This window comes from Micromonospora sp. NPDC047738 (genome assembly GCF_040642675.1).
In the GTDB taxonomy this organism is placed as follows: domain Bacteria; phylum Actinomycetota; class Actinomycetes; order Mycobacteriales; family Micromonosporaceae; genus Micromonospora.
On sequence record NZ_JBEYSO010000007.1, the window covers coordinates 170,458 to 192,216 of the forward strand.

At 74.5% G+C, this 21,759-nt stretch carries 18 protein-coding genes and 1 pseudogene; 9 read left to right on the forward strand and 10 right to left on the reverse strand.

Annotated features, from left to right (window positions below; genetic code table 11):
- The first annotated feature begins 66 nt into the window (after positions 1-66).
- Both ABZ783_RS14315 and ABZ783_RS14320 read left to right on the forward strand, forming a co-directional pair.
- A complete protein-coding gene (locus ABZ783_RS14315) occupies positions 67-1,347 on the forward strand; it encodes a thymidine phosphorylase (protein WP_357437552.1) in 1,281 nt (426 codons plus the stop codon).
- Positions 1,348-1,460: 113 nt separating this feature from the next.
- Positions 1,461-2,141, forward strand: a complete 681-nt coding sequence (locus tag ABZ783_RS14320; RefSeq protein ID WP_357437555.1) for a DUF4272 domain-containing protein — start codon at positions 1,461-1,463, stop codon at positions 2,139-2,141.
- A gap of 7 nt (positions 2,142-2,148) precedes the next feature.
- On the opposite strand, the gene ABZ783_RS14325 is transcribed toward ABZ783_RS14320, so the two are convergent.
- On the reverse strand, positions 2,149-3,069 hold the full coding sequence (locus tag ABZ783_RS14325) for a putative RNA methyltransferase (RefSeq protein ID WP_357437557.1): 921 nt from the start codon (positions 3,067-3,069) through the stop codon (positions 2,149-2,151).
- Position 3,070: 1 nt separating this feature from the next.
- A complete protein-coding gene (locus ABZ783_RS14330; protein ID WP_357437560.1) occupies positions 3,071-3,547 on the reverse strand; it encodes a MarR family transcriptional regulator in 477 nt (158 codons plus the stop codon).
- Positions 3,548-3,604: 57 nt separating this feature from the next.
- Between ABZ783_RS14330 and ABZ783_RS14335 the strand changes: the two genes are divergently transcribed.
- Together ABZ783_RS14335 and ABZ783_RS14340 are read left to right on the forward strand one after the other, a co-directional pair.
- A complete protein-coding gene (locus ABZ783_RS14335) occupies positions 3,605-4,018 on the forward strand; it encodes a PPOX class F420-dependent oxidoreductase (protein ID WP_357437562.1) in 414 nt (137 codons plus the stop codon).
- A gap of 45 nt (positions 4,019-4,063) precedes the next feature.
- Entirely contained in the window at positions 4,064-5,140 is a 1,077-nt protein-coding gene (locus tag ABZ783_RS14340) for an adenosine deaminase (protein ID WP_357437564.1), read from the forward strand.
- On the opposite strand, the gene ABZ783_RS14345 is transcribed toward ABZ783_RS14340, so the two are convergent.
- Complete coding sequence (locus ABZ783_RS14345; protein WP_357437568.1) at positions 5,141-5,557, reverse strand: hypothetical protein; 417 nt, start codon at positions 5,555-5,557, stop codon at positions 5,141-5,143.
- A 385-nt stretch (positions 5,558-5,942) separates the two neighbouring features.
- On the opposite strand from ABZ783_RS14345, the pseudogene ABZ783_RS14350 reads away from it, so the two are divergent.
- From ABZ783_RS14350 to ABZ783_RS14365, 4 genes and pseudogenes are all read left to right on the forward strand, one after another.
- A pseudogene (locus tag ABZ783_RS14350) lies at positions 5,943-9,427 on the forward strand (nitrate- and nitrite sensing domain-containing protein).
- Positions 9,424-9,828, forward strand: coding sequence for a roadblock/LC7 domain-containing protein (locus ABZ783_RS14355; RefSeq protein ID WP_013731521.1), 405 nt, complete (start codon positions 9,424-9,426; stop codon positions 9,826-9,828). Before ABZ783_RS14350 ends, ABZ783_RS14355 begins: the two are co-directional and overlap by 4 nt.
- A gap of 100 nt (positions 9,829-9,928) precedes the next feature.
- Positions 9,929-10,306: a DUF742 domain-containing protein gene (locus ABZ783_RS14360; protein WP_357437898.1), complete on the forward strand. Its 378-nt coding sequence runs from the start codon at positions 9,929-9,931 to the stop codon at positions 10,304-10,306.
- A 1-nt stretch (position 10,307) separates the two neighbouring features.
- Entirely contained in the window at positions 10,308-10,901 is a 594-nt protein-coding gene (locus ABZ783_RS14365; protein ID WP_357437570.1) for an ATP/GTP-binding protein, read from the forward strand.
- Positions 10,902-11,121: 220 nt separating this feature from the next.
- Here ABZ783_RS14365 and ABZ783_RS14370 read toward each other — a convergent pair whose 3' ends face one another.
- Entirely contained in the window at positions 11,122-13,467 is a 2,346-nt protein-coding gene (locus ABZ783_RS14370; protein WP_357437573.1) for a transposase, read from the reverse strand.
- Between the two features lie 40 nt (positions 13,468-13,507).
- Positions 13,508-14,443, reverse strand: a complete 936-nt coding sequence (locus ABZ783_RS14375) for a DNA primase (RefSeq protein ID WP_357437576.1) — start codon at positions 14,441-14,443, stop codon at positions 13,508-13,510.
- Between the two features lie 149 nt (positions 14,444-14,592).
- On the opposite strand from ABZ783_RS14375, the gene ABZ783_RS14380 reads away from it, so the two are divergent.
- Complete coding sequence (locus ABZ783_RS14380) at positions 14,593-14,934, forward strand: helix-turn-helix transcriptional regulator (RefSeq protein ID WP_073839921.1); 342 nt, start codon at positions 14,593-14,595, stop codon at positions 14,932-14,934.
- Positions 14,935-14,960: 26 nt separating this feature from the next.
- Here ABZ783_RS14380 and ABZ783_RS14385 read toward each other — a convergent pair whose 3' ends face one another.
- From ABZ783_RS14385 to ABZ783_RS14405, 5 genes are read right to left on the reverse strand one after another with little or no spacing between them, the layout of a single operon-like run.
- Entirely contained in the window at positions 14,961-15,632 is a 672-nt protein-coding gene (locus ABZ783_RS14385; RefSeq protein WP_357437579.1) for a permease prefix domain 1-containing protein, read from the reverse strand.
- A gap of 59 nt (positions 15,633-15,691) precedes the next feature.
- Positions 15,692-17,731 carry a thiol reductant ABC exporter subunit CydC gene (gene cydC, locus ABZ783_RS14390; RefSeq protein WP_357437582.1) on the reverse strand — a complete coding sequence of 680 codons (2,040 nt, stop codon included), beginning with the start codon at positions 17,729-17,731 and terminating at the stop codon, positions 15,692-15,694.
- On the reverse strand, positions 17,728-19,407 hold the full coding sequence (gene cydD, locus ABZ783_RS14395) for a thiol reductant ABC exporter subunit CydD (RefSeq protein ID WP_357437585.1): 1,680 nt from the start codon (positions 19,405-19,407) through the stop codon (positions 17,728-17,730). Before cydD ends, cydC begins: the two co-directional genes overlap by 4 nt.
- Entirely contained in the window at positions 19,404-20,411 is a 1,008-nt protein-coding gene (locus tag ABZ783_RS14400; protein WP_357437588.1) for a cytochrome d ubiquinol oxidase subunit II, read from the reverse strand. The genes cydD and ABZ783_RS14400 overlap by 4 nt, the downstream gene beginning before the upstream one ends.
- 11 nt (positions 20,412-20,422) lie before the next feature.
- Positions 20,423-21,670: a cytochrome ubiquinol oxidase subunit I gene (locus ABZ783_RS14405; protein ID WP_357437592.1), complete on the reverse strand. Its 1,248-nt coding sequence runs from the start codon at positions 21,668-21,670 to the stop codon at positions 20,423-20,425.
- Between the last annotated feature and the right edge of the window lie 89 nt (positions 21,671-21,759).

The following is a 21,759-nucleotide window of genomic DNA, read 5'->3' on the forward strand; positions in this document are numbered from 1 at the left end:
TCGGCCCAATCCCTCGGCTGGTCGCGGTGCGCCGAATGCTTCCGCAACGACTGATTGGAACTTCTGGTGAGTGCTTTTACGGCGGTTGATGTCATCCGGACCAAGCGGGACGGGGGTGTGCTGAGCGACGGGCAGATCGACTGGGTCGTCGACGCGTACACCAAGGGGCTGGTCGCCGACGAGCAGATGTCGGCGCTGGCCATGGCGATCCTGCTGCGCGGCATGACCGGGCCGGAGATCGCGCGGTGGACCGCCGCGATGATCGCCAGCGGCGAGCGGCTGGACCTCTCCACCGTGGCCCGGCCGACCGTGGACAAGCACTCCACCGGCGGCGTCGGCGACAAGATCACCCTGCCGCTGACCCCGCTCGTCGCCGCCTGCGGGGCGGCGGTGCCGCAGCTGAGCGGCCGGGGTCTCGGCCACACCGGCGGCACGCTCGACAAGCTGGAGTCGATCCCCGGCTGGCGGGCCGCGCTGAGCAACGACGAGTTCATCGCCCAGCTCCGCGACGTCGGCGCGGTGATCTGCGCGGCCGGCGACGGGCTGGCCCCGGCCGACCGCAAGCTGTACGCGCTGCGCGACGTCACCGGCACCGTGGAGGCGATCCCTTTGATCGCCAGCTCGATCATGAGCAAGAAGATCGCCGAGGGGACCGGTGCGCTGGTGCTCGACGTGAAGGTCGGCTCGGGCGCGTTCATGAAGAACGTGGACGACGCCCGCGAACTGGCCCGGACCATGGTGCAGCTGGGCAAGGCGCACGGCGTGCGAACCGTGGCCCTGCTCACCGACATGTCCACCCCGCTCGGTCTGGCCGTGGGCAACGCGGTCGAGGTGACCGAGTCGATCGAGGTGCTCGCCGGCGGCGGCCCGGCCGACGTGGTCGAGCTGACCCTGGCGCTGGCCCGGGAGATGCTCGACGCGGCCGGCCTGCCGGACGCCGACCCGGCGGCGGCGCTGCGCGACGGCCGGGCGATGGACGCCTGGCGGACGATGATCCGGGCACAGGGCGGCGACCCGGAAGCCCCGATGCCCACGGCCAACGAGGTCGAGGTGGTCCGCGCCGCCGAGGACGGCTACGTCGCCGAGGTGGACGCGTACGCGATCGGCGTGGCCGCCTGGCGGCTCGGGGCCGGCCGGGCCCGCAAGGAGGACCCGGTGAGCATCCCGGCCGGCGTGGTGCTGCACAGGCGCCCCGGCGACCGGGTACGCGTCGGCGAGCCCCTCTACGAGCTGCGCGCCGAGCACGCGGAGCGGATTCCGGCCGCGCTCGCCGAGGCGCAGCAGGCGGTCCGCGTCGCGCCGGCCGCGCCGGCCGTGGCGCCGCTGGTGATCGACCGGATCGGCTGAGGGTCCGGCCCGGCTCCGGCCGTGGTGCTGAGCCCGCCGAGCCGCTATCCTCCCTGGCCAAGGGGGGATAGCGACCGGCGATGAGCCGATGCGAGCAGACAGGGACCTGAGCCGTGCGCGTACCCGCCCCTGACCCGCGGGCCGTCCGTGAGGCGAGCCTCGATGAGCTGTCCCGGCTGGGCCTGCCGTTGCCGCCGCCGCAGTTCCCGCTGGTGTGGGAACCGGGCGACGAGATCGAGCTGCGCCCCACCGCCGAGGTCGAGGCTCGGATCGCGATCCTGCACGTGATCCTGGCCCGGTGCTTCGGGATGCCGGCGCAGGCCGCCATGAGCTGGCTGCTGGAGTCGCACCTGGTTGACCTGGTGACTCCGCCGGAGTGGCAGTTCGTGATGGGTGGCAAGGGCGACCACCGCTCGTTCGTGCTGCACCACGACGCGCTCTTCTCGCTGGCCTGGGTGCTCGGACTGGCCAAGGAGCTGGACCCCACGGTGCCGGTGGACGAGCGGTTGGTGGAGCGGATGCCCAATATCGTCGCCGGGGAGACCTTTCCGCAGTGGCGGGCCCGGATCCTGGCCGCCCCGCAGCACCCGGCCGACGCCGCCGCCCTGCTCGACCTGCACTACTGCCTGGACTGGGCGTATCTGGAGACGGAGCAGGCCGGGCGGGCGCTGCCCGGGCTGGTCGACGCGAACGCCATCGGGCAGCGCCGGTGGGCGCTGGAGTGGGCGGTGGTGCTGCGCGGGCCGTACCACGACGAGCCGCCGGGCTGGGAAGAGGTCGACCTCTCCACCTAGGAGACGGTCAGCGCGGCCGGTATCCGCCGAGGCGGACCGCGAGGGTGACCGGCACCGGCTCGGGCAGCGCGGCGATGCGCTCGGCGAGCCGGGACGGGTCGGTGTGCCAGGCGCTGGGGCCCATCCCGACCAGGGTGGCCACCTCGGGCCGGGTGAGCGCCAGTCGGGCCCGGTGCAGGGTCGCCGACTCCTCGACGAAGTGGCTGCCGAGGCTGCCCGCCACCCGGTCGGCCTTGACCGGGTCGACCCGGAGCAGGTCCAGCGCGGCCACCAGTTCGGCCAGGTGGTCCTCGGCGGGGGTGACCACCAGCAGCGCGCCGGCCGAGTCCAGCACCCGGTGGAACTCCGGGCCGTTGCGCGGCGCGAAGACGTTGAGCAGCACAGCGGCTGAGGCGTCGGCGAGCGGGAGCCGCTGCCAGGTGTCGGCGAGCGCCGCGGCGGCGCGCGGATGGGCGCGGGCCGCGCGGCGCAGCGCCGGCTTGGCGACGTCCAGGGCCAGGCCGACGGCGTCGGGCAGCGCCGCCAGCACCGCCGCGAGGTACCAGCCGGTCCCCGCGCCGGCGTCCACCACGAGCGGGCTCGGCGCCTCCGCCGCGCTGGTGCCGTCCGCGCGGCGGTCACCCCGCGTCGTCGCCGCGTCCGTGGTGCCGCGGACCCGGTCGACCACCTCGGCGGCGGCTGCGGCGAGCGCGGCGGCGACGGTGTCGTAGTGGCCGGCGGCGAGGAAGTCGGCCCGGGCGGCGACCATGTCGGCGCTGTCCCCGGAGTGCGGCGTGCGCCCGGCGAGCAGGTTGACGTACCCCTGGCGGGCGAGGTCGAAGCTGTGCCGGCGCGGGCAGCGCAGCGCCCGGGTGGTGCCGGCGGTGGTCTCCGCGAGCGGTTCGGCGCAGACCGGGCAGCGCAACCGATCGAGGATGCGATGGTCCACGTCAGGCCTCCGGGACGGCCGGACGCCCGGCGAGGCGGTCGACCACCCGCTGGGTGAGCGCGCCCAGCGCGGTGACCTCCTCCGGGGTGAGCAGGTCGATCAGGTGCCGGCGGACGGCGGCGACGTGGCCCGGCGCGGCGGCCGCGATGGCGGCCCGGCCGGCCGGGGTCAGCGCGACGATCGATCCGCGACCGTCGGAGGGGCACTCCTCGCGGGTGACCAGGCCGCGCTGCTGCATCCGGGACAGGTGGTGGGAGAGCCGGCTGCGGGACCAGAGCATGCGGTCGGCGAGCTCGCTGAGCCGTAGCCGCTGCTCGGGCGCCTCGGAGAGGTCGGAGAGGACGTCGTAGTCCGGCTCGGAGAGGCCCGCGTCCTGCATCAGCTCGCGGGCCAGCGCCAGGTCGAGCAGCCGGCGCATCCGGCGGTAGCCGCGCCAGGCGCGGTCCTCCCGCTCGTCCAGCCAGCGTGGTTCGTCCATACGGCGATCCTACCCGACTGGTTGACATGTCACCGAAGTCGTCCTACGGTCGATGACATGTCAACCAAACTCTGGGAGCTGTTCGGCGAGCGGGGGCGCGGGGTGCTGGTGACCCTGCGCCGGGACGGCCGGCCCCAGCTGTCGAACGTGGACTACCTGGCCGAGCCGGGGCTGATCCGCTGCTCCACCACCGCCGACCGGGCGAAGGTACGCAACCTGCGGCGCGATCCGAGGGCCAGCTTCCACGTCACCACCCCCGACGGTGGGGCGTACGCGGTCACGGAGGGAACCGTGACCGTCACCCCGCCGGCCGAGGCGACCGACGACGCCACGGTCGACGAGCTGGTGGAGGTCTACCGGCGGATCCGGGGCGAGCACCCGGACTGGGCGGACTACCGGGCCGCGATGGTCGCCGACGGCCGCCTCGTCCTCCGCCTCGCCGTCGAGCGGGTGTACGGCTGGCGGCCCTGAGCCGGCCCCGTCCCGCGCCGCGCGGTCGGTGACTAGGGTCTGTGCATGGTCGCAATCCGGTACGAGGACATCATCAAGGTCCCGAAGGCGCTGCTGCACGATCACCTGGACGGCGGTCTGCGGCCGGCGACGGTCGTCGAGCTGGCCGCCGAGGTCGGCCACGAGCTGCCCACCACCGACCCGGAGGCGCTGGGCCGCTGGTTCGTCGAGTCGGCCAACTCGGGCTCGCTGGAGCGATACCTGGAGACCTTCGCGCACACCGTGGGCGTCATGCAGACCGCGCCCGCACTGCGCCGGGTGGCCCGCGAGTGCGCGCTGGACCTGGCCTCCGACGGGGTGGTCTACGCGGAGGTCCGGTTCGCCCCCGAGCAGCACCTGGAGCGGAACCTGACCCTGGACGAGGTGGTCGAGGCCGTGGTGGCCGGCTTCGTCGAGGGCAGCGTCCTGGCCGCCGAGGCGGGCACCCCGATCCGGATCGGCACGCTGCTCACCGCGATGCGGCACGCCGCCCGCTCCGAGGAGATCGCCGAGCTGGCCGTCCGGCACCGGGACACCGGGGTGGTCGGCTTCGACATCGCCGGCGCGGAGGCGGGCTTCCCGCCCACCCGGCACCTGGACGCCTTCGAGTACCTCCAGCGGGAGAACTTCCACTTCACCATCCACGCCGGCGAGGCGTTCGGGCTGCCGTCGATCTGGCAGGCGATCCAGTGGTGCGGCGCCGACCGGCTCGGGCACGGCGTCCGGATCGTCGACGACATCACCCCCGGGTCGCCGCCGGTGCTGGGCCGGCTGGCCGCGTACGTCCGGGACAAGCGGATCCCGCTGGAGCTCTGCCCGTCGTCGAACGTGCAGACCGGGGCGGCGCCGTCGATCGCCGAGCACCCGATCGGGCTGCTGCGCGACCTGCGCTTCCGGGTGACCGTCAACACCGACAACCGGTTGATGAGCGGCACCTCGATGTCCCGGGAGATGGCGCTGCTGGTGGAGGCCTTCGGCTACGGCTGGAAGGAACTCCAGTGGTTCACCATCAACGCGATGAAGAGTGCCTTCATCCCGTTCGACGAGCGGCTGACGATCATCGACGAGGTGATCAAGCCGGCGTACGCCAAGCTGATCGGCTGATCACGGATGCTGGTGCGGGTGGCCGGCGAGCAGCGCGGCCACCCGGCGCAGCACCTCGCCGGCCCGGGCCGCCTCGGCGCCCAGCCCGGTCTGCCGGCGCAGCACCGCGGGCTCCGCGCGGAGCAGCGCAACCCCGCGCCGGATCAGCACCCGGGGCGCCTTGCGCTGCTCGGAGAGGTCGCGGGCGAGTCGGCGGACGAAGGTCGCCCCCCGCGGCCGGCGCAGCGCGTACGCCCCGGCGAGCAGGCCGCGACGCCGGCACTCGTCGACGATCTCGGCGGCGAAGATCCCTTCGGCCACGAAAAGTGGCGATCCGGCGAGATCAAATGGCCGGGTGGCCACCTTACGGTCTGCGCCGATCGCATAAACCGGCACTTCGGCCTTGCCGTCCCGGGCCAGTCGGGCAATCGTGTCCACCGCTGCATCCGCGTCCCAGGACAGGGGCGACTCCCAGTCGGCCTGCCCGTTCCGGCGCGGCAACGTAGGGTCATCGCCGTCCTTGTAAAAGTCGTCAAGGCAGAGCACAGGAAGTCCGGTTCGCTCGGCTATGTACGACTTTCCGGAGCCGGAGGGTCCAGCGAGGAGGACGACGCGGTGAGGGTGTTCCATTACTTTCAGTGACTCCGGCCAGACAGATTGCTGCCAAATTGCATCAACATCTCATCACACCAACGGCGACGGACAACCTGGGCTTTCCGTTTGCCGGGCGGCGTGATGGAATCTCGGAGGTCCGACCCGCCGGGTCGGTCGCTCGGCGTTGCCCAACGGCGACGTCCGGACGCGGTAATGCGAGGGCGGTGACGTGAGCAAACGGCCAACGACGGCGGGCTCCTTCCTGTCGCGGCTGCGCCGGCCGGCCAGCCGGCTCCGCGACATGCCGATCTGGTCCAAGCTCGGTCTGATCATGATCGTGCCGACCATCGCCACGGTCGTGGTCGGCACCAGTGGTCTGGTCGACCACCTGGGGACGCTCAACGATGCCAACCGGGCAGGCAACCTGGCCAATCTGATCGGCTACTCGGGTGATCTGGTCGACACGCTGCAGGACGAGCGGGTCAACGCGGTGCTGTGGCTCGGCTCGAGCCAGGTCCAGACCAGGGCCCAGTACGAGGAGGCCTACAACCGGGCCAACCAGCGGGTCGACCAGGTGAAGACGCCCTACCGGCAGGAGCGGAACGCGATCGACGGCCTGCCGGCGAACTTCGATCGCCTGCTCGGCAAGATCGACAAGAGCCTCTCCGACCTGCCGGGGACCCGGAGCCAGGTGCTCAACGGCAAGATGAGCATCAGCGACGCGCAGCAGGCGTACGAGGGACTGATCAACGACCTCATCTCGATCCGGGACTCGGCCACCCAGCTCGCCGGTGACAACGACCTGAGCGACCGGATGCGGGCCGGTGCCGCCGTCGCCCGGGAGAAGGAGTGGCTGTCCCAGCGCCGCCTGGTCGTCCACCAGGCCCTGCTGGGCAGGGCCCTCACCCCGGCGCTACGCGACAAATTCATCGCCACCGGGACCGGCGGGATCCAGGCGCAGGAGAACTTCAAGGCGATCGCCAACCAGGCCGACTCCGCGTTCTACGAGCAGACCGTCTCCGGCCCCGACCTGCGCGAGTCGCTGAACTACCAGCGTCAGATCAGCAGCGCCGCGAAACTGTCCGATGTCCAGGTCAACACGGACCAGTGGGACAAGGCCATGGTGGCCAACGCCAAGCTGCTCCGTACCGTGGAGAAGCGGCTCGACGGCAACGTGGTCCGGCAGGCCGGCAGCCTCCGCTCGGCCACCCAGACCCAGGTGTTCCTGGAGACCGGCCTGCTGCTCAGCATGCTGCTGCTGGCTATCCTCTTCGCGTACCTGGTCGCCCGCTCGATGGCCCGCTCGCTGCGCGAGCTGCGGCAGGGCGCCCTCTCGGTGGCCCAGTACGGCCTGCCGCAGGCGGTGGCCCGGCTGCGGGACCCGCAGGTCACCGGACAGCTCACCCCGGTGCAGCTGGCCAACCAGATCGCCGAGCCGCTGCCGGTCCGCAGCAAGGACGAGTTCGGCCAGGTGACCGAGGCGTTCAACGCCGTCCACCTGGAGGCCGTCCGGACCGCCGCCGAGCAGGCCGCCCTCCGGGCGTCCGTCGCGACGATGTTCGTCAACCTGGCCCGCCGGTCGCAGATCCTGGTCGACCGGCTGATCGGCCACCTCGACCGGCTGGAGCGCGGCGAGGAGGACCCGGACCGGCTGGCCGAGCTGTTCCAGCTCGACCACCTCGCCACCCGGATGCGCCGCAACGACGAGAACCTGCTGGTTCTCGCCGGTGCCGACTCCACCCGCGTGCAGCGCGAGCCCGCCGCCCTCATCGACGTGCTCCGCGCCGCCCAGTCCGAGGTCGAGCACTACACCCGGATCGAGTTCGGCGTGATCGACCGGGACATCGAGGTCGCCGCGCACGCGGTCAACGACCTGGTGCACCTGGTCGCCGAGCTCTTCGACAACGCCACCGCGTTCTCCCCGCCGGACTCCCACGTCATGGTGGAGGCCCGCCGGGTGGGCGACCGCGCGACGCTCTACGTGGAGGACCGGGGCATCGGCATCAGCGCCGAGCAGCTGCGCGAGCTGAACGAGCGGCTCGCCACTCCGCCGCAGGTGGACGTCGCGGTCTCCCGGATGATGGGCCTGGTCGTGGTTGCGCGGCTCGCTGCCCGGCACGGCGTCAAGGTCGAGCTGCGGCCCGGCGGCGACCGGGGCATGGTGGCCGACGTCGCGCTGCCGACCTCGGTCCTGGTGCCGCGCGCCCTCTCCGGCCGGGGCCACCCGACGCCCGCCCTCCCGGCCGGCGCGGCCGGCCCACCGCAGGGCGGTGGCCTGGCCGCCGCATTCGGCGCCGTGGCCGCGCTCAACAACGGCCCGCAGACCCCGCCGGCCCCGCGCCCGGGCTCGTCCGGCAACCAGGTGACATTTGGTGGGCGGGCCTTCGACGCGGCGCCGCGCAACGGCGCCGGCACCCCGGCCAGCTCGGGTGGCGCGCGCTCGATGCCGGCCTGGTCCGACCTGACCGGGGCCAGCGGCGCCGCCGGTGGTGACGGCTACACCCCCCGCACGTCGAACGGCCAGCCGGTCGACCCGCTGCCGCAGCGGCGCAGCCCGGCCGACGGCGACCCGGCCAGCACCGGCCAGCAGCCGCCCATCCCGCGGCAGCTGCCGAGCAGCCCGGAGGCGTGGCCGTACAACCCGCCGCCGGTCTCCGGCCCGCCGTTCCCGCCGGTCTCCGCGCCGCCGGTATCCGGCGTACCCGTTTCGGCCTCGCCGGTCTCGGGCCACCCCGTCTCGGCCGCGCCGGTCTCGGCGCAGCCGGTGTCGGCCTCGCCCGCCCCCGGCCAGCCGGTCTCCGTGCCGCCGGTGAGCCACCTGCCGCGTCCGGCCCCGCCGACCCCCGCGCCCAGCTTCGGCGCCCCGCCGGCCTGGCCGCCGGTTCCCGCGCCGGACCCGGCCGCCGCACCGCCGGTGCCGGAGCGCCTGGCTGCCGGCCTGGACATGACCACCGAGTTGCCCCGGGTCGCCCGGCCGGAGACGCCGCCGGCGCTCAGCCGGCCCGCGTCGGCCCCCGCGCCGCGGCCGACCACGCCGCAGCCGACGGCCAACCGCCAGCGGTACGCGGACGAGACGATGGAGCTGCCGATCTTCCGGGAGCTGGAGTCGGCCTGGTTCCGCACCCGCAAGCCGGGGCCGGAGGAGACCGCCGCAGCGCAAGGCCCGGCGGCGAACGGTGCGGCCACCCAGCAGTTCGCCAAGGTCGACGCCGCCGGTCAGGCCGTCCAGCAGACAACACCCGGGACGACAGGTAACACACCGATGGCACACACTCCGACGGCTGGCGGAGCACCGCGCGACAACGGATCGGCGAACGAAGGCGTCCGTCCCGATTACGCCGAAGCACTGCCGAGCCGGCGGCCGCAACAGCCATCTCCCGGCTGGCAGACCGTGGCCGACGACGGCTGGCGGGCCGCCTCGGCGGCCACCGAGGTCCCGGTCGCCGAGACCACCCAGAAGGGCCTCCCCAAGCGGGTGCCGATGGCGCAGCTCGTCCCGGGCGGTATCGAGAAGCCGTCCGCCTCGGTGCAGCGCCGGACGCCGGAAGGCGTCCGGGGTCTGCTGTCGGCCTACCACCGGGGCGTGCAGCGGGGGCGTAACCACCCGACCGACAGCAACTCGGCCGGCTCGGAGGCCACTCCGGGCGGTCAGCAGTCCTCGCAGTCTGGCTCAGGCCCGTGGCCGGGAGCGGACAGAAGGAGCAACAACGATGACTAGTACGCAGGATCTCGGATGGCTGCTCGCCAACTTCGCCGACCGGGTGCCCGGTGTGGCGCACGCGGTCGCGGTCTCCGCCGACGGCCTGCTTCTCGCTTCGTCCCGTGACCTTCCGCGGGACCGCGCGGACCAGCTCGCGGCGATCGCGTCCGGCCTGGTCAGCCTGACCCAGGGCGCGGCGCGCTGCTTCGAGGGTGGGGCGGTGCTGCAGACCGTCGTCGAGATGGACAACGGCTTCCTGTTCCTGATGTCCATCTCGGACGGCTCGTCGTTCGCGGTACTCGCCGCGCGCAGCTGCGACGTGGGGCAGGTCGGCTACGAGATGGCCCTGCTCGTCGACCGGGTGGGCGACGCCCTGACCCCGCAGCCGCGTACGGCTGTCGGGATGATGGGCTGACCGACGCGCTGACCGGTGGGTCAGAAGCGGGAACGACTACGACAACGACGAGTTCCACCGGGGCGAGCCGGTGCCGGGTACGAAGGAGGTGAGCGGCGACATGGCCGATCGTGACGAGCCGACCGGAGCGCTGGTCCGTCCATACGCCGTGACCCGCGGTCGTACCCGTCCCCGGCTCGAGATCGCCCTGGAGGCGCTCGTCGAGACGACGGTGCGCGGCCGGGCCGTTGCCAATGGCAATGGCGGCCAGGGTCGTGAGCACCAGTACATCGCCGCGCTGTGTGACGGACGCGTGCAGTCGCTCGCCGAGATCGCGGCGCGGATGCAGCTTCCGCTCGGCGTGGCCCGGGTGCTCATCGCCGACATGGCGACGGACGGCCTGGTCGCGGTCCACGAGCCGACCATCCTGGACGACTCCGACGACGCGGTGGGCACTGAACTGCTGGAGAGGGTGCTGAGTGGACTTCGCAGGCTCTGACATGTCGCACCGGCCGTCGGCCCCGAGTGGGCGCGTGACGTCGGCGAAGATCGTTATTGCCGGTGGGTTCGGCGTCGGCAAGACGACGCTGGTCGGTTCGGTCTCGGAGATCACGCCGCTGACCACCGAGGCGATCATGACCTCCGCCGGCGTGGGCGTCGACGACACCCGGCAGGTGCCGGGCAAGACGACGACCACGGTGGCGATGGACTTCGGTCGTATCTCGATCGATCGGGACCTGATCCTGTACCTGTTCGGTACGCCGGGTCAGACGCGGTTCTGGTTCATGTGGGACGAGCTGGTCCGGGGTGCCATCGGTGCCGTGGTGCTGGTCGACACCCGCCGGCTGGCCGACTGCTTCGCCGCGATCGACTTCTTCGAGCACCGGCGGCTGCCGTACCTGGTGGCCATCAACTGCTTCGACGGCATGCAGTACCACGACCCGCAGGACGTCCGGGACGCGCTGGCCATCTCCAGCGAGGTGCCGGTGGTGGCGTGCGACGCCCGCAACCGGGAGTCGACCAAGCATGTGCTGATCTCGCTGGTCGAGTACGTGCTGACCATGCGGCGTTCCCGGGCGGTCGCCCCCGCCTGACCGGCGTGACAGAAGCGCCCGGTGGCCATCGGCCACCGGGCGCTTCTCGCTGTCCATACCGTCGTGCCGCAGCGGTGCGAAGGCGAACGCCCCGCTGATGCCCTCGGCCACACCTGCCTCGGCAGGTACGCCCGCAGCCGTAGACGTACGTGCACCGGGCCAGCGCAGCATGACTCACCCTCGGGCAGGGACGCGCGGGTGGGAAGCCGTACGGCGCGGATCAGGACCGGTAGCCGGCGGAACGGTACTCGTACTCCCGCTCGTCGTCGCGGTCGCCGGTGTCCCGGCTGAAGTCCCAGCCACCGGCGGCCTCCCGGCCGGGGCGGCCGCCGACGGCGAAGCCGCCGATCTCCTGGCCACGCCGCCAACCTCGGAAGTAACCCGTGGTGTTTTCGGCGAGGCTGGCCGCGTTCCGGACGATCCGCAGTGGACGCTCCTCGCGCAGCGGCGAACCCGGCACCAGGTTGGCCTGCGGGACCCGCTTCGGCAGACCGGCCTTGGTCTCCGTACCCACCGACGGGCGGGCCGCCTGCTGGGCGGCCTGCCAGCCGGTGTCCGCGGTGCTCGACCAGTCCAGGTCGGCTTCGTCCCCGTGCCCGACGAACCAGGCGGACTTCGCCTGGGCGAAGATCAGCAGGTCACCGTCGCCCTCGTCGGACACCGGCGGTGGCCGGTGCTCCTTCGGCTCGGGCCGCCGCTCCGGCGGGGTGGGCAGCTCGGCGCGGGGCGCCGGGCGGCCCTGCCTGGTCGCCTCCTGCCGCTCGACGAGCCGCAGGGACGGCGCGTCCAGGCCCGGGTCGGTCGGCGCGTCCAGTTCGTCGCGTAGCGCCCGGTCGGCCAGCGGTGGCGGCTCCACCAGGCGGAGCATCGGCGGCTCCTGCGGCAGGTCGTCCGCGAGCCACGGCGGGGTGACCCGGCTGGTGCCCGGGTCGCTCGGCGCGTCCACGCCCCCGCCATAGGAGTAGGCGGGCGGCGCCTGGACGGCGCGGTCGTCCTGGTCGTCGCTGTTGTTGACGAGCGGCCAGTTGGCCCGGGAGCCCGGGGGAGCGGACTCCTGGTTGGGGCGCGGGGTCGGCACCGGGACGTTCAGGTCGGTGGCGCTGAAGCCGCCGGTCGGCGGCTCCTGGTTGGTCTTGGGCCGGGGCGGGATAACGGTCCGCTGCCGCTCGGCCCGGGCGCTGTTGATTGCCGCCGTGGTCAGCGTCGGGCGGAACGGCTCGCCGGCCTCGGCCGGCGGCACCTTGCCCCGCTGGGCAGGGGCGATCGGGGTGATCCCGGGCGGCGGCGGGGGCGGTGCGGAGATCGGCCGGTTGGCCGGGGCGTCCACCCGCTGCGGCAGCGGCGCGCCGGTCGGCTCGGTACGCGCCGGCGGCGCGGACGTCGGCCGGCCGCTGGCGGCGGCCGGGGTGACCGGGGCGGGGGCGACGGGCGGCGGCGCGACCGGTGCCGGGGCGACCGGCGGCGGGCCGAGCGGACGGGGCGACGCGGGCGCGGCCGGCCCGGAGACCGGCTCGGGGCGGGTGCGTCGGCCGACCGGCTCGGGCTCCGCCGGCCGGACCGTACGCAGGCCGGTGCCGGTGTTGCCGAGGGTGGGCCGATCGTCGACCGGCTCGCCTCGCCCGGTGACGGCCCGGCGGCCCGGTGCCGGGGCGGGCGTGGTCACCCGGGCGCTGAGCGCGTCGACCAGGGCCTCGCAGCCGGCGTCGCAGGCCCGGACGGCGGAGACCGCCTGCCGGACCGTCTCCGCGACGGCGGCGGTGAGCGCCCGGTTGACGGCGGCCCGTCGAGGCGTCTCGGCGATGGCGACCCGCAGCGCGGTGACCGCGTCGTTGATGGTGTCGGCGTCCGCGACGCCCTCGCTGGCGAGGTGCGCGGCGACCGCGTCTGCGGCGACTCCGACCTCGCGGCCCCGGGCCACCGTGCCGCTGAGCATGCCGGGCTCCGGCAGCGCGTCGAGGATGGCCAGGGAGACCGGCTCGGCCGGGTCCGGGTAGGCGCGGAGGGCGGCCGGGTAGAGCTCGCGGAGCACCTCGCGCAGCGCCACGGCGGCGGAGTGCCGCCCGCTGGCCAGCGCGGCGTGCGCGGCGAGGACCTGCTTGTAGCCAGCGAGATCCCGGGGGGCCGGCAGGGTGACCGCGGAGAGGGCGCCCGCCTGCAGCGCCCGGGCCAGCCCGACCGCCCGGCGCTCGGCCGGCGGGGACTGCATCTCCTCCAGCGAGTCGTCGTCGGCGAAGCGCTCGGCGAAGTCGTCGACCGAGTCGTCGTCCGCGATCGCCAGTGGCCGACCGGCCGCACTGAGCAGCGAGGTGACGGTGTGGTCGTCACTGTCGGCGGCGATGGCCGCACCGCTCGGCCCGCCCGACCGCTCCACGAGCAGCGCGACCAGCTGGGCGTAGCCAGCGGGGTCGTCGCCGATCTCGTAGACATGCAGCAGACGGCCTGCGTCGTCGACCACAGCGGACGTCAGCGTCGAACCGGCCGAAGCAGGCCGGTCGGCCGGATCCGCCGAGGCCAGACCGCAGTACACGCGCACGAGCGCCACGGCGTCGTCCTCCTCCCGGGACACAGGTCATGCTCTGCCAGAGACTGATGCTCCCCGGTCCGGGTCAGTCGCGCCAGTCCACAACGGCAGAGATCTTGCCGACAATGGTGCGCCAACCCAAACTTGCGGTTTGTGCCCCGATTTTCTTCAGCCGGCGCCGACCCAGGAAACCACCGAGTCCACCGTTGACGCTCGCCCGCAGCGACTCGTCCAGATCGTCGAGGCTCGAGCCTGCGGAGAGCATGTCCAGCACGGCTGGTAGCTGCAGCGCGTACGCCAGGTCACGGGCGATCTCGCCGGCCTCGATCAGGAGCGTGGGGTCCCACGCGTCGTGGCCGCCGCGGAGGTTCTCCACCACGAGGTCGAGCTCGTAGGTGTCCTCGTCCAGCGGGGCGATGTCGCCGGGTTCCACCCGTTCGGACAATTCATTCCAGCTGTCCAGTTGAGACAGGTCGTTGGGCGCGCCGGAACGGATGAAACTGACCAGCGACTCCGGGGACTTGAACAGCAGCAGCTTGCCGCGGTGGCTGAGGAAGACGGGCACCTCCTCGTCGCCCGCGTCCTCGTCCGCCTCGTCCTCGTCCTCGTCGGCGTCCTCAGCGTCCTCGTCCGCCGCCTCGGCCGTGCCGCGCCGGCGACCCTTGGGGCGCTCCTCGTCCTCTTCCTCCTCGGCGGTGAGGGCGGCGAACTCCTCGTCGAGGATCACCACCTCCTCGTCGTCCTCGGTCTCGACGACCTGGCGCCGGGCCAGGAAGGGGTCGTCCTGGTCGCGCTCGGCGACGTCGGTCGGGGTCAGCTCCCGTGCCGGCCGGTACGCCCGCAGGGTGAAGCCGGTGCCGGCGGGCAGGGCGATTTCCACCGGGTCGACCCGCAACTCGTCCCAGAGCGCGCGGTCCGCCGCCGGACGGTCGACCTCGACCTCGTCTTCGGCGGCCGACGGGGTGGTGTCGTCGAGCTCGGGCTCGTCGGCGTCGGGCCGGTGGGGCGACTGGCGGGCCACGCTGACCTCCGTGTGCTGTCGGGTTGCCCACCCGGCGACGCCTCCGGCCGCCGAGTGACTCTGCGCACATACCCTAAACGGCGACCCGGTACGGCCGGGAGCCGCACCCCGGTGGCGTCCCGACCGGCAGACAAGTAGTCTTGCTACACATGAAGGCCCAGGCGCTGCACGGACACCTCGACGCGCTGCTGCTTGCCGTGCTGGAGCAGGGCGCCCTGCACGGCTACGCGATCATCGAGGCGCTCCGGGCCCGCAGCGGCGGCACCCTGGACCTCCCCACCGGCACCATCTACCCGGCCCTGCGCCGCCTGGAGCGGGCCGGCTACGTGGCCAGCTCGTGGAGCACCGTCAACGGCCGGGAGCGGCGCACCTACCAGCTCACCGAGGCCGGGGGGCGGGCGCTCGCCGGCGAACGGGCCGGCTGGCGCGAGTTCAGCGCCACGGTCGGTCGTTTCCTCGGCCCGGGCGAGCCGCCGGGCGCACCGGCCTGACTGCCTCGACCGGCCGCCGGCCGGCGTCAGCGGGTGGCCAGCAGCCAGCAGCGCGCCGCCCGGGCGAGCGCGAACCAGCCGACGCTCACCAGCGCCGCGCCGATGATCATCGGGGGCCAGGTCAGGGCCGCGTTCCAGAGGCCGACCGACCAGCCGAACAGGGCGCTGACGGCGACCGCGCCGAGTGCCAGCCCGCCGGTCAGCCCGAAGCCCGCAGCCCGCGCCAGCCGGGGGAGCCGGGACGACCGGTATCGAGCGGCGAGGACCCCGAGCAGCAGGCCGGCCAGCGCCAGGCCGGCGATCAGCAGCCAGATCGCGGTCAGCGAGGCGGACAGGAGCAGGTAGCCCTCCGGTGGCCGGGGTCCGTCGCTCCAGCTCGACCCCCGCCAGGTCAGGTCGCCACCGGCCATCAGCAGGACCGCGACCGCCAGCGCCCGCAGCGCCAGCCGGCGCAGCGCCCCGGCCGCCAGCTCGGCCTGGTAGTCGGGCACGAGCTGGGCGGGGCTGCCGAACTCGGCCACCGCCCGCCGCTCGGCCTCCGCCGGCGGCAGGCCGTCCTCCCGGTATGCCTCGACGGCGTCCAGCAACGCGTGCCGCGCCTCGGTCAGCAGGTCGGCCTTGAGGCTGGCCGGCCCGTGCAACTGGCCGGCCAGCTCCCGCAGCCGTTCCTCCACGAGCACGTCCGCGTACCCCCGCATGGGACCCACCCTGCCACCCCGCGGCGCGGACCGCGTCCGGGAATTTCCCGGAAGGGTGCTCAGGGTGCCAGCGCCAGGTAGCCCCGCTCCGCCGCTTCCTGGAGCAGCCACTGGTCGCGGTACCAGCCGGGCTGCGCCACCAGCTCGGCGTGCCGGCCGCGCTGTACCACCCGGCCGGCGTCGAGCACGACGATCTCGTCGAGCTCCGCCAGGCCGCTCAGCCGGTGGCTGATCAGCAGCACCGAGTGGTGGGCCGGGGTGGCGGCCAGCGCCGAGGCGAGCACGGCGTCCGCGGCGGCCGGGTCGAGACCCTCGGTCGGCTCGTCCAGCACCAGCACCGCCGGGGCGGCCAGCAGGGCACGGGCCAGCGCGAGCCGCTGCCGCTGGCCGCCGGAGAGCTGCCCGCCCTGCTCGCCGACGACGGTGTCCCAGCCGTCGGGCTGGGCGCGTACCCAGTCCAGCAGGCCGGCCGCGCGGGTGGCGGCGGCCAGCTCCTCCTCGGTCGCCCGCGGCCGGCCAAGCAGCAGGTTCTCCCGGACCGAGGCGTGGAAGACGTACGCCTCGGCGAGCAGCCCGCCGATCGCCCGGGGCAGCTCCTCGGCCGGGTATGCGGACACCTCCACCCCGTCCAGGGTGACCCGGCCGGCGGCGGGGCGTACCGCGCCGGTGAGCACCGCCGCCAGCGTGCTCTTGCCGGCCCCGCTCGGCCCGACCACGGCCACCCGACGGCCGGCCGGCAGGTCCAACTCGACCCCGTCCAGGGCGGGCGCCGCCCCCGCCCGGTACCGCACCGTCACCCCGGCGAACCGGACGTCGTGCCGGTCGCCGGTGCGGGCCGCCGGACCGGCGGCGGGGGGCGGTGCCGGGGCGGTGAGCAGGGCGGCCACCCGGGCCAGTCCGGTGCGGAGCTGGGTCCGCTGCCGGGCGGCCCCGACCAGGGCGAGGGCGATCTCGACCGCGGCGAGGGTGCCGACGGCGAGGACGCCGACCAGCACCCCGCCGACGCCGGCGCGCAACGCCACGACGACCACACCGGCAGCGGTGAGCCCGCTGACCAGCACCCCGGTCGCGTCGACCGCGAAGCCGGTCGCGGCGAGCCGGCGCTCCAGCCGGGCGAGGCGCCGGGCGCGCCCCTCGGCGGCGGCCAGCGCCCGGTCGGTCGCGCCGAACGCGGCCAGGTCGGCGGCCCCGTGGGTCAGGTCGACCGCGTCCACGGCGAGCGCCCCGCGCAGCGGGGCCACCTCGTCGGCGGCCCGGCGGGTGAGCGCGGTGGCCAGCGTGGGCAGTGCCACCCCGGCCACCAGCAGCCCGACGGCGAGCACGCCGGCCGCCGGGAGCGAGATCAGCGCGGCGCCCCCGACGGCGAGCAGGCTCACCAGCGCGGCGGCGGACCCCGGTACGAGCACGCGCAGCAGCAGGTCCTGCACCGCTTCCACGTCGGAGACGAGCCGGCTCAACGCGTCCCCGGTCCGCTGGGCGGCGGCGTCCCGCCCGGCGGCGAGGGTGGCGAAGACCCGGGCCCGGACGTCGGTGATCATGCGCAGCACCGCGTCGTGCCCGGCGAGCCGTTCGGTGTAGCGGAACACGCCCCGGCTGACGGCGAGGGCCCGGACCGCGACGATGGCCACGGTCAACCGGTCCAGCGTCGGCCGCCCGGCGGCGCTCATCAGCAGCCAGGTGGCGGTGGCCATCAGGGCCAACCCGGCGAACTCCGTGGCCGCGGCGAGCAGCCCGGCCCCCACCAGCCGGCCCAGCCAGGGCCGGGCCAGCCGCAGCACGGCCCACTCGGCGCGCGTCGCGCCCCCGGCATCCGTCGGGCCGGCACCCGGTCCGGCGACGGTCGGGGCGGGCCCGTCCGGCGTCAGCTCCGGCGGGTTCGCCTCGGCGGCGGTCGGCGCGCCCGGGTCGCGGGCGGCCGGGGTCGCCCCGTCCCGCGAGACGCCCCCGGGTACGGCCCGCACCGGCTGGTCGGGCCGTCCGGGCACGACCTCGCCGCCGGAGGAGATCCCCGGCTGCTCGGGCCGTCCGGGAACCGGCCTGTCCGGCCGTGCGGGGCGCTCCCCGGACGCGCCGGCGGGCTGGTCAGGGCCTCGGCTCATCCCGTCACCTTCCCGACCGGCACCGGGCTCAGCTCGGTGACCCGGCCGTCCTCGACCCGCAGGATCCGGTCGGCGTCCACCAGCAGCGCGGGCCGGTGCGCGACCAGCAGCGCGGTACGCCCGGCGACCAACCGCCGGGTGGCGGCCAGCACGACCGTCTCGCTGGCGGTGTCCAGCCGGGCGGTCGGCTCGTCGAGGAGCACCAGCGGGGCGTCCCGGAGGAACGCCCGGGCCAGCGCGACCCGCTGCCGCTGCCCGCTGGACAGGCCGTGGCCGCGTTCCCCGAGCGGGGTGGCCAGGCCCTCGGGCAGCCCGGCGACGACCTCGTCCAGCGCCGCGTCGGTGACCGCCCGGGCGAGGGCGGCGTCGGCGGTGTCCGGGGCGCCGAGGCGGATGTTGTCGGCCAGCGAGCCGGCGAACAGGTGGGCCCGCTGCGGCACCCAGGCCACCTGGCGCCGCCACGCGTCGAGGTCGACGTCGGCGAGGTCCACCCCGCCGACGGTGACCCGGCCGGCGGTCGGGGTGACGAAGCCGAGCAGCAGGCCGAGCAGCGTGCTCTTGCCGGCCCCGCTGGGTCCAATGACGGCGATCCGTTCGCCGGGCCGGATGGTCAGCGTGACGTCGCGCAGCGCGGTGGTCCGCTCGTACGCGACGGTGACGCCCTCGAAGCGGATCTCGCCGTGGCCGCCGGGCGGCGGCGCCGGTACGCGGGCCGGCGCGGCGGGAGCCGGCGGGGCGGAGACGGTGAGCGCCTCGTCCAGCGCGGTCAGCCCCTCCATGCTGGCGTGGAACCGGCTGCCCGCGGCGCGCAGCGGCAGGTACGCCTCCGGCGTGAGCAACAGCACCAGCAGCGCGGTGGAGAGCGTGATCCCGCCACCGAGCAGCCGGATGCCCACCGGCACCGCGACCAGTGCCACCGACAGGGTGGCGACCAGTTCGAGGACCAGCGCCGAGAGGAACGCGATGCGCAGCGTCTTCATGGTGGCCTGCCGGTGCCCGTCGGCCATCCGGCGTACCACGTCGACCTGGGCCCGGGCCCGGCCGAACGCGCGCAGCGTGGGCAGTCCGGCCACCATGTCCAGGAAGTGCCCGCCGAGCAGCGACAGCCGCCGCCACTGCCGCTCGGTGGCGGCCTGCGCCTGCCAGCCGAGCAGCGCGCCGAAGATCGGGATGAGCGGGATGGTCAACGCGATGATCAGCGCCGAACTCCAGTCGGCGAGGAGGATCCGGGCCAGCACGGCCAGCGGCACGGTCACGCTCAGCACGAGCTGCGGCAGGTAGCCGGTGAAGTAGGGGTCGAGCGCGTCCAGGCCCCGGCCGGCGAGGGTGGCGAGCTGCCCGGCCCGCTGCCCGGCGACCCAGGTGGGGCCGTGCCGTCCGACCGCGCGGAGCAGGTCGGCCCGGAGGGTGGCCTTCACCGTCGCCGCCACCCGGGCGGCCACCGTGCCCTGCGCCCAGCTCACCAGCGCGCGGGCGGCGACCGCCGCGCCGAAGCCGGCCAGCGCCGCCCGGTGCAGCCGCCCGTCGATCGCGGTCGCCAGCAGCGTGGCCAGCGCGGTGGCCTGCGCGACCACCAGCAGCGCGGTCAGCCCGCCCAGCACTGCGAGCACGGCGAGGTCGCGCCGGGCCGCGGGGACCCGGCGCAGCAGCCGCGGGTCGAACGGGCGGCGATTCACCAGTACACCGGTGCCCTGCCGTCGGTCCGTCCCCGGAACACCCACCAGCACATCGCCTGAAAGCCTAGTAGGGCCGGCACGAGCGGCAGCGCGAGCCAGCCCAGCAGCGACAGGGTCGGCCCGCTCGCCGCGGCGTCCGCGACGGTCAGCGAGGCGGCCGGGTCGACCGTGGAGACCAGCACCCGGGGCCAGAGGGCCGCCCCGATCAGCGCCACCGGCAGCGCCAGCGCCGCGCTGGTCGCCGTGAAGGCCACCCCGGCCCGGCCGCGGCCGAGCGCCGTGCGGGCCACCAGCAACGCCGCGACCAGCGCCGAGAGCAGGAGTACGGCGACCAGCGGGCGGGCCACGGCGGCGCGTACCCGGTCGGAGAGCAGGCCCAGCAGGGTGGCCGCGGCGACCGCGGCGAGCGCCGCCGGCACCAGCCTCCGGGCCAGCCGGGCGACCGACGGGGTGTCGGCGGCGGGCAGCCGGAGGGTGAGGAACGTCGCACCCTGCACGGCGACCAGCGCCAGCGTCGCCAGCGCGACGGCGGCCACGAACGGGGTGAAGAGGTGACCCACGCCGGCCACGTGCCCGTCGGCCGTCAGCGGTAGGCCCTGCAGCAGCCCGCCGAGCACGGCGCCCCAGCCGAGGGCGGCGAGCACGCTGCCGGCCACGATCACCCGGTCCCAGCCGGCGCGGGCCGAGCCGGCGTGCGGCCGGCTGCGTAACTGCACGCCGGCGGTCACCAGCACCACCCCGGCCAGCGCGCCGAGCACGGCCGGGTAGAGGCCGGAGAGCAGTTCGCCCTCCAGGGTGGGGAAGGCGCCGAAGAGGATGCCGACGGCGGCCACCAGCCAGACCTCGTTGCCGAGGAAGAACGGCCCGACGGCGGTGAGCGCGGCCCGCCGCGCCGCGAGGGTGCCGCCGCGGGCGAGGAGCAGCCCGACGCCGTAGTCGTAGCCGCCGAGGACGAGGTAGGTGGCGAAGAAGAGGCCGAGCAGGGCGTACCAGGCGAGTTCCATGGCGGGCTCCCTCAGGCGAACACGGGGTGGGGACGGGTGTCGGTGTCGGGCGCGGGCGGGCGGCCGAGGGCGGGGTCGTGCGCGCCTCGGACGGCGTGCCGGGCCAGCAGCACCCAGTTGGTGACGGCGAGGGTGCCGAGGAGCAGGGTGAAGCCGACCAGCGAGGTGAGCATCAGCCCGGGGCCGACCGGCGAGACGGCCTGCCCGGTCGGCAGCAGCCCGTACGCGACCCAGGGCTGGCGCCCCACCTCGCGGGCGATCCAGCCCAGGATCACCGCGACAAAGGGCAGCGGCACGGCGAGCAGGATCAGCCAGAGCGGGAACTGCAGCCGGATGATCCAATCCCGCCAGAGCAGCGGCACCACCAGGATGCCGAAGAAGAGCGCCATCCCGATCAGGATCATGAAGCCGAGACCCACGTTGGACAGCGTCGGCGGGGTGTAGTCGCCGGGGCCGAACCGCGCGGTCCACTCGGCGACCAGCGCGTCCCGGTCGGCGCCGCCGCCGAACTTGGTGGGCTGGAGCTCCCCGACCGGGCCGAACTGGGCGAAGCCGAACCCGATCAGGAAGACCACCGCGACCGCGAAGGTGAGCAGCCCGAGCCGTAGGGACTTCCGGAAGAGCGCGAAGTCCGGGGTACGCCGGATGAGGTGCCAGGCGCTGACCGCGGCCATCAGCATCCCACCGGTGACCAGGCTCGCCGACACCACGTGTCCGAAGGCGAAGGTGAGGGTGGGGTTGGTGAGCAGCGCGCCGAAATCGGTGAGGTGCGCGACGCCGTCGCGGACCTCGTACCCGACGGGGTGCTGGAGCCACGCGTTGGCCACCATGATCCAGAACGCCGAGGCGTACGCGGTGAGCGCGACGCCCCAGAGCAGCGCGAGGTGGACGCCGCGGCGCAGCCGGTGCCACCCGAAGATCCACATGCCGAGGAACGTGGACTCCAGGAAGAACGCGACCAGCGTCTCGATGGCCAGCGGCGCGCCGAAGACGTTGCCGACGTACCGCGACAGGCCACTCCAGTTCAGCCCGAACTGGAACTCCATCACGATGCCGGTGGCGATGCCGAGCACGTAGTTGATCACGTAGAGCTGGCCCCAGAAGCGGGTCAGCCGCTCGTACACCGGTTTGCCGGTGATGAAGCCGGCGGTCTGCAGCGCGACCAGCAGGGTGACCAGGCCGAGGGTGACCACCACGAAGAGGAAGTGGATCGAGGTGGTGGTGGCGAACTGCAGGCGGGCGAGGAGCAGGGGATCCATGGTCGTTCTCCCACGGGTTGGCTCGCTTTTGATAGTGAGCCTACACGTAGGCTGCCTACCTATATCGCCGGCCTGGAGACCCGGCTGGT

Bases quoted from the DNA above. Each gene is read 5' to 3' on its own strand.
- ABZ783_RS14330 (WP_357437560.1), bottom strand. From the start codon at position 3,547: ATGGACGAACCACGCTGGCTGGACGAGCGGGAGGACCGCGCCTGGCGC.
- ABZ783_RS14335 (WP_357437562.1), top strand. From the start codon at position 3,605: ATGTCAACCAAACTCTGGGAGCTGTTCGGCGAGCGGGGGCGCGGGGTG.
- ABZ783_RS14340 (WP_357437564.1), top strand. From the start codon at position 4,064: ATGGTCGCAATCCGGTACGAGGACATCATCAAGGTCCCGAAGGCGCTG.
- ABZ783_RS14355 (WP_013731521.1), top strand. From the start codon at position 9,424: ATGACTAGTACGCAGGATCTCGGATGGCTGCTCGCCAACTTCGCCGAC.
- ABZ783_RS14360 (WP_357437898.1), top strand. From the start codon at position 9,929: ATGGCCGATCGTGACGAGCCGACCGGAGCGCTGGTCCGTCCATACGCC.
- ABZ783_RS14365 (WP_357437570.1), top strand. From the start codon at position 10,308: ATGTCGCACCGGCCGTCGGCCCCGAGTGGGCGCGTGACGTCGGCGAAG.
- ABZ783_RS14380 (WP_073839921.1), top strand. From the start codon at position 14,593: ATGAAGGCCCAGGCGCTGCACGGACACCTCGACGCGCTGCTGCTTGCC.
- ABZ783_RS14385 (WP_357437579.1), bottom strand. From the start codon at position 15,632: ATGCGGGGGTACGCGGACGTGCTCGTGGAGGAACGGCTGCGGGAGCTG.
- cydC (WP_357437582.1), bottom strand. From the start codon at position 17,731: ATGAGCCGAGGCCCTGACCAGCCCGCCGGCGCGTCCGGGGAGCGCCCC.
- ABZ783_RS14400 (WP_357437588.1), bottom strand. From the start codon at position 20,411: ATGGAACTCGCCTGGTACGCCCTGCTCGGCCTCTTCTTCGCCACCTAC.
- ABZ783_RS14405 (WP_357437592.1), bottom strand. From the start codon at position 21,670: ATGGATCCCCTGCTCCTCGCCCGCCTGCAGTTCGCCACCACCACCTCG.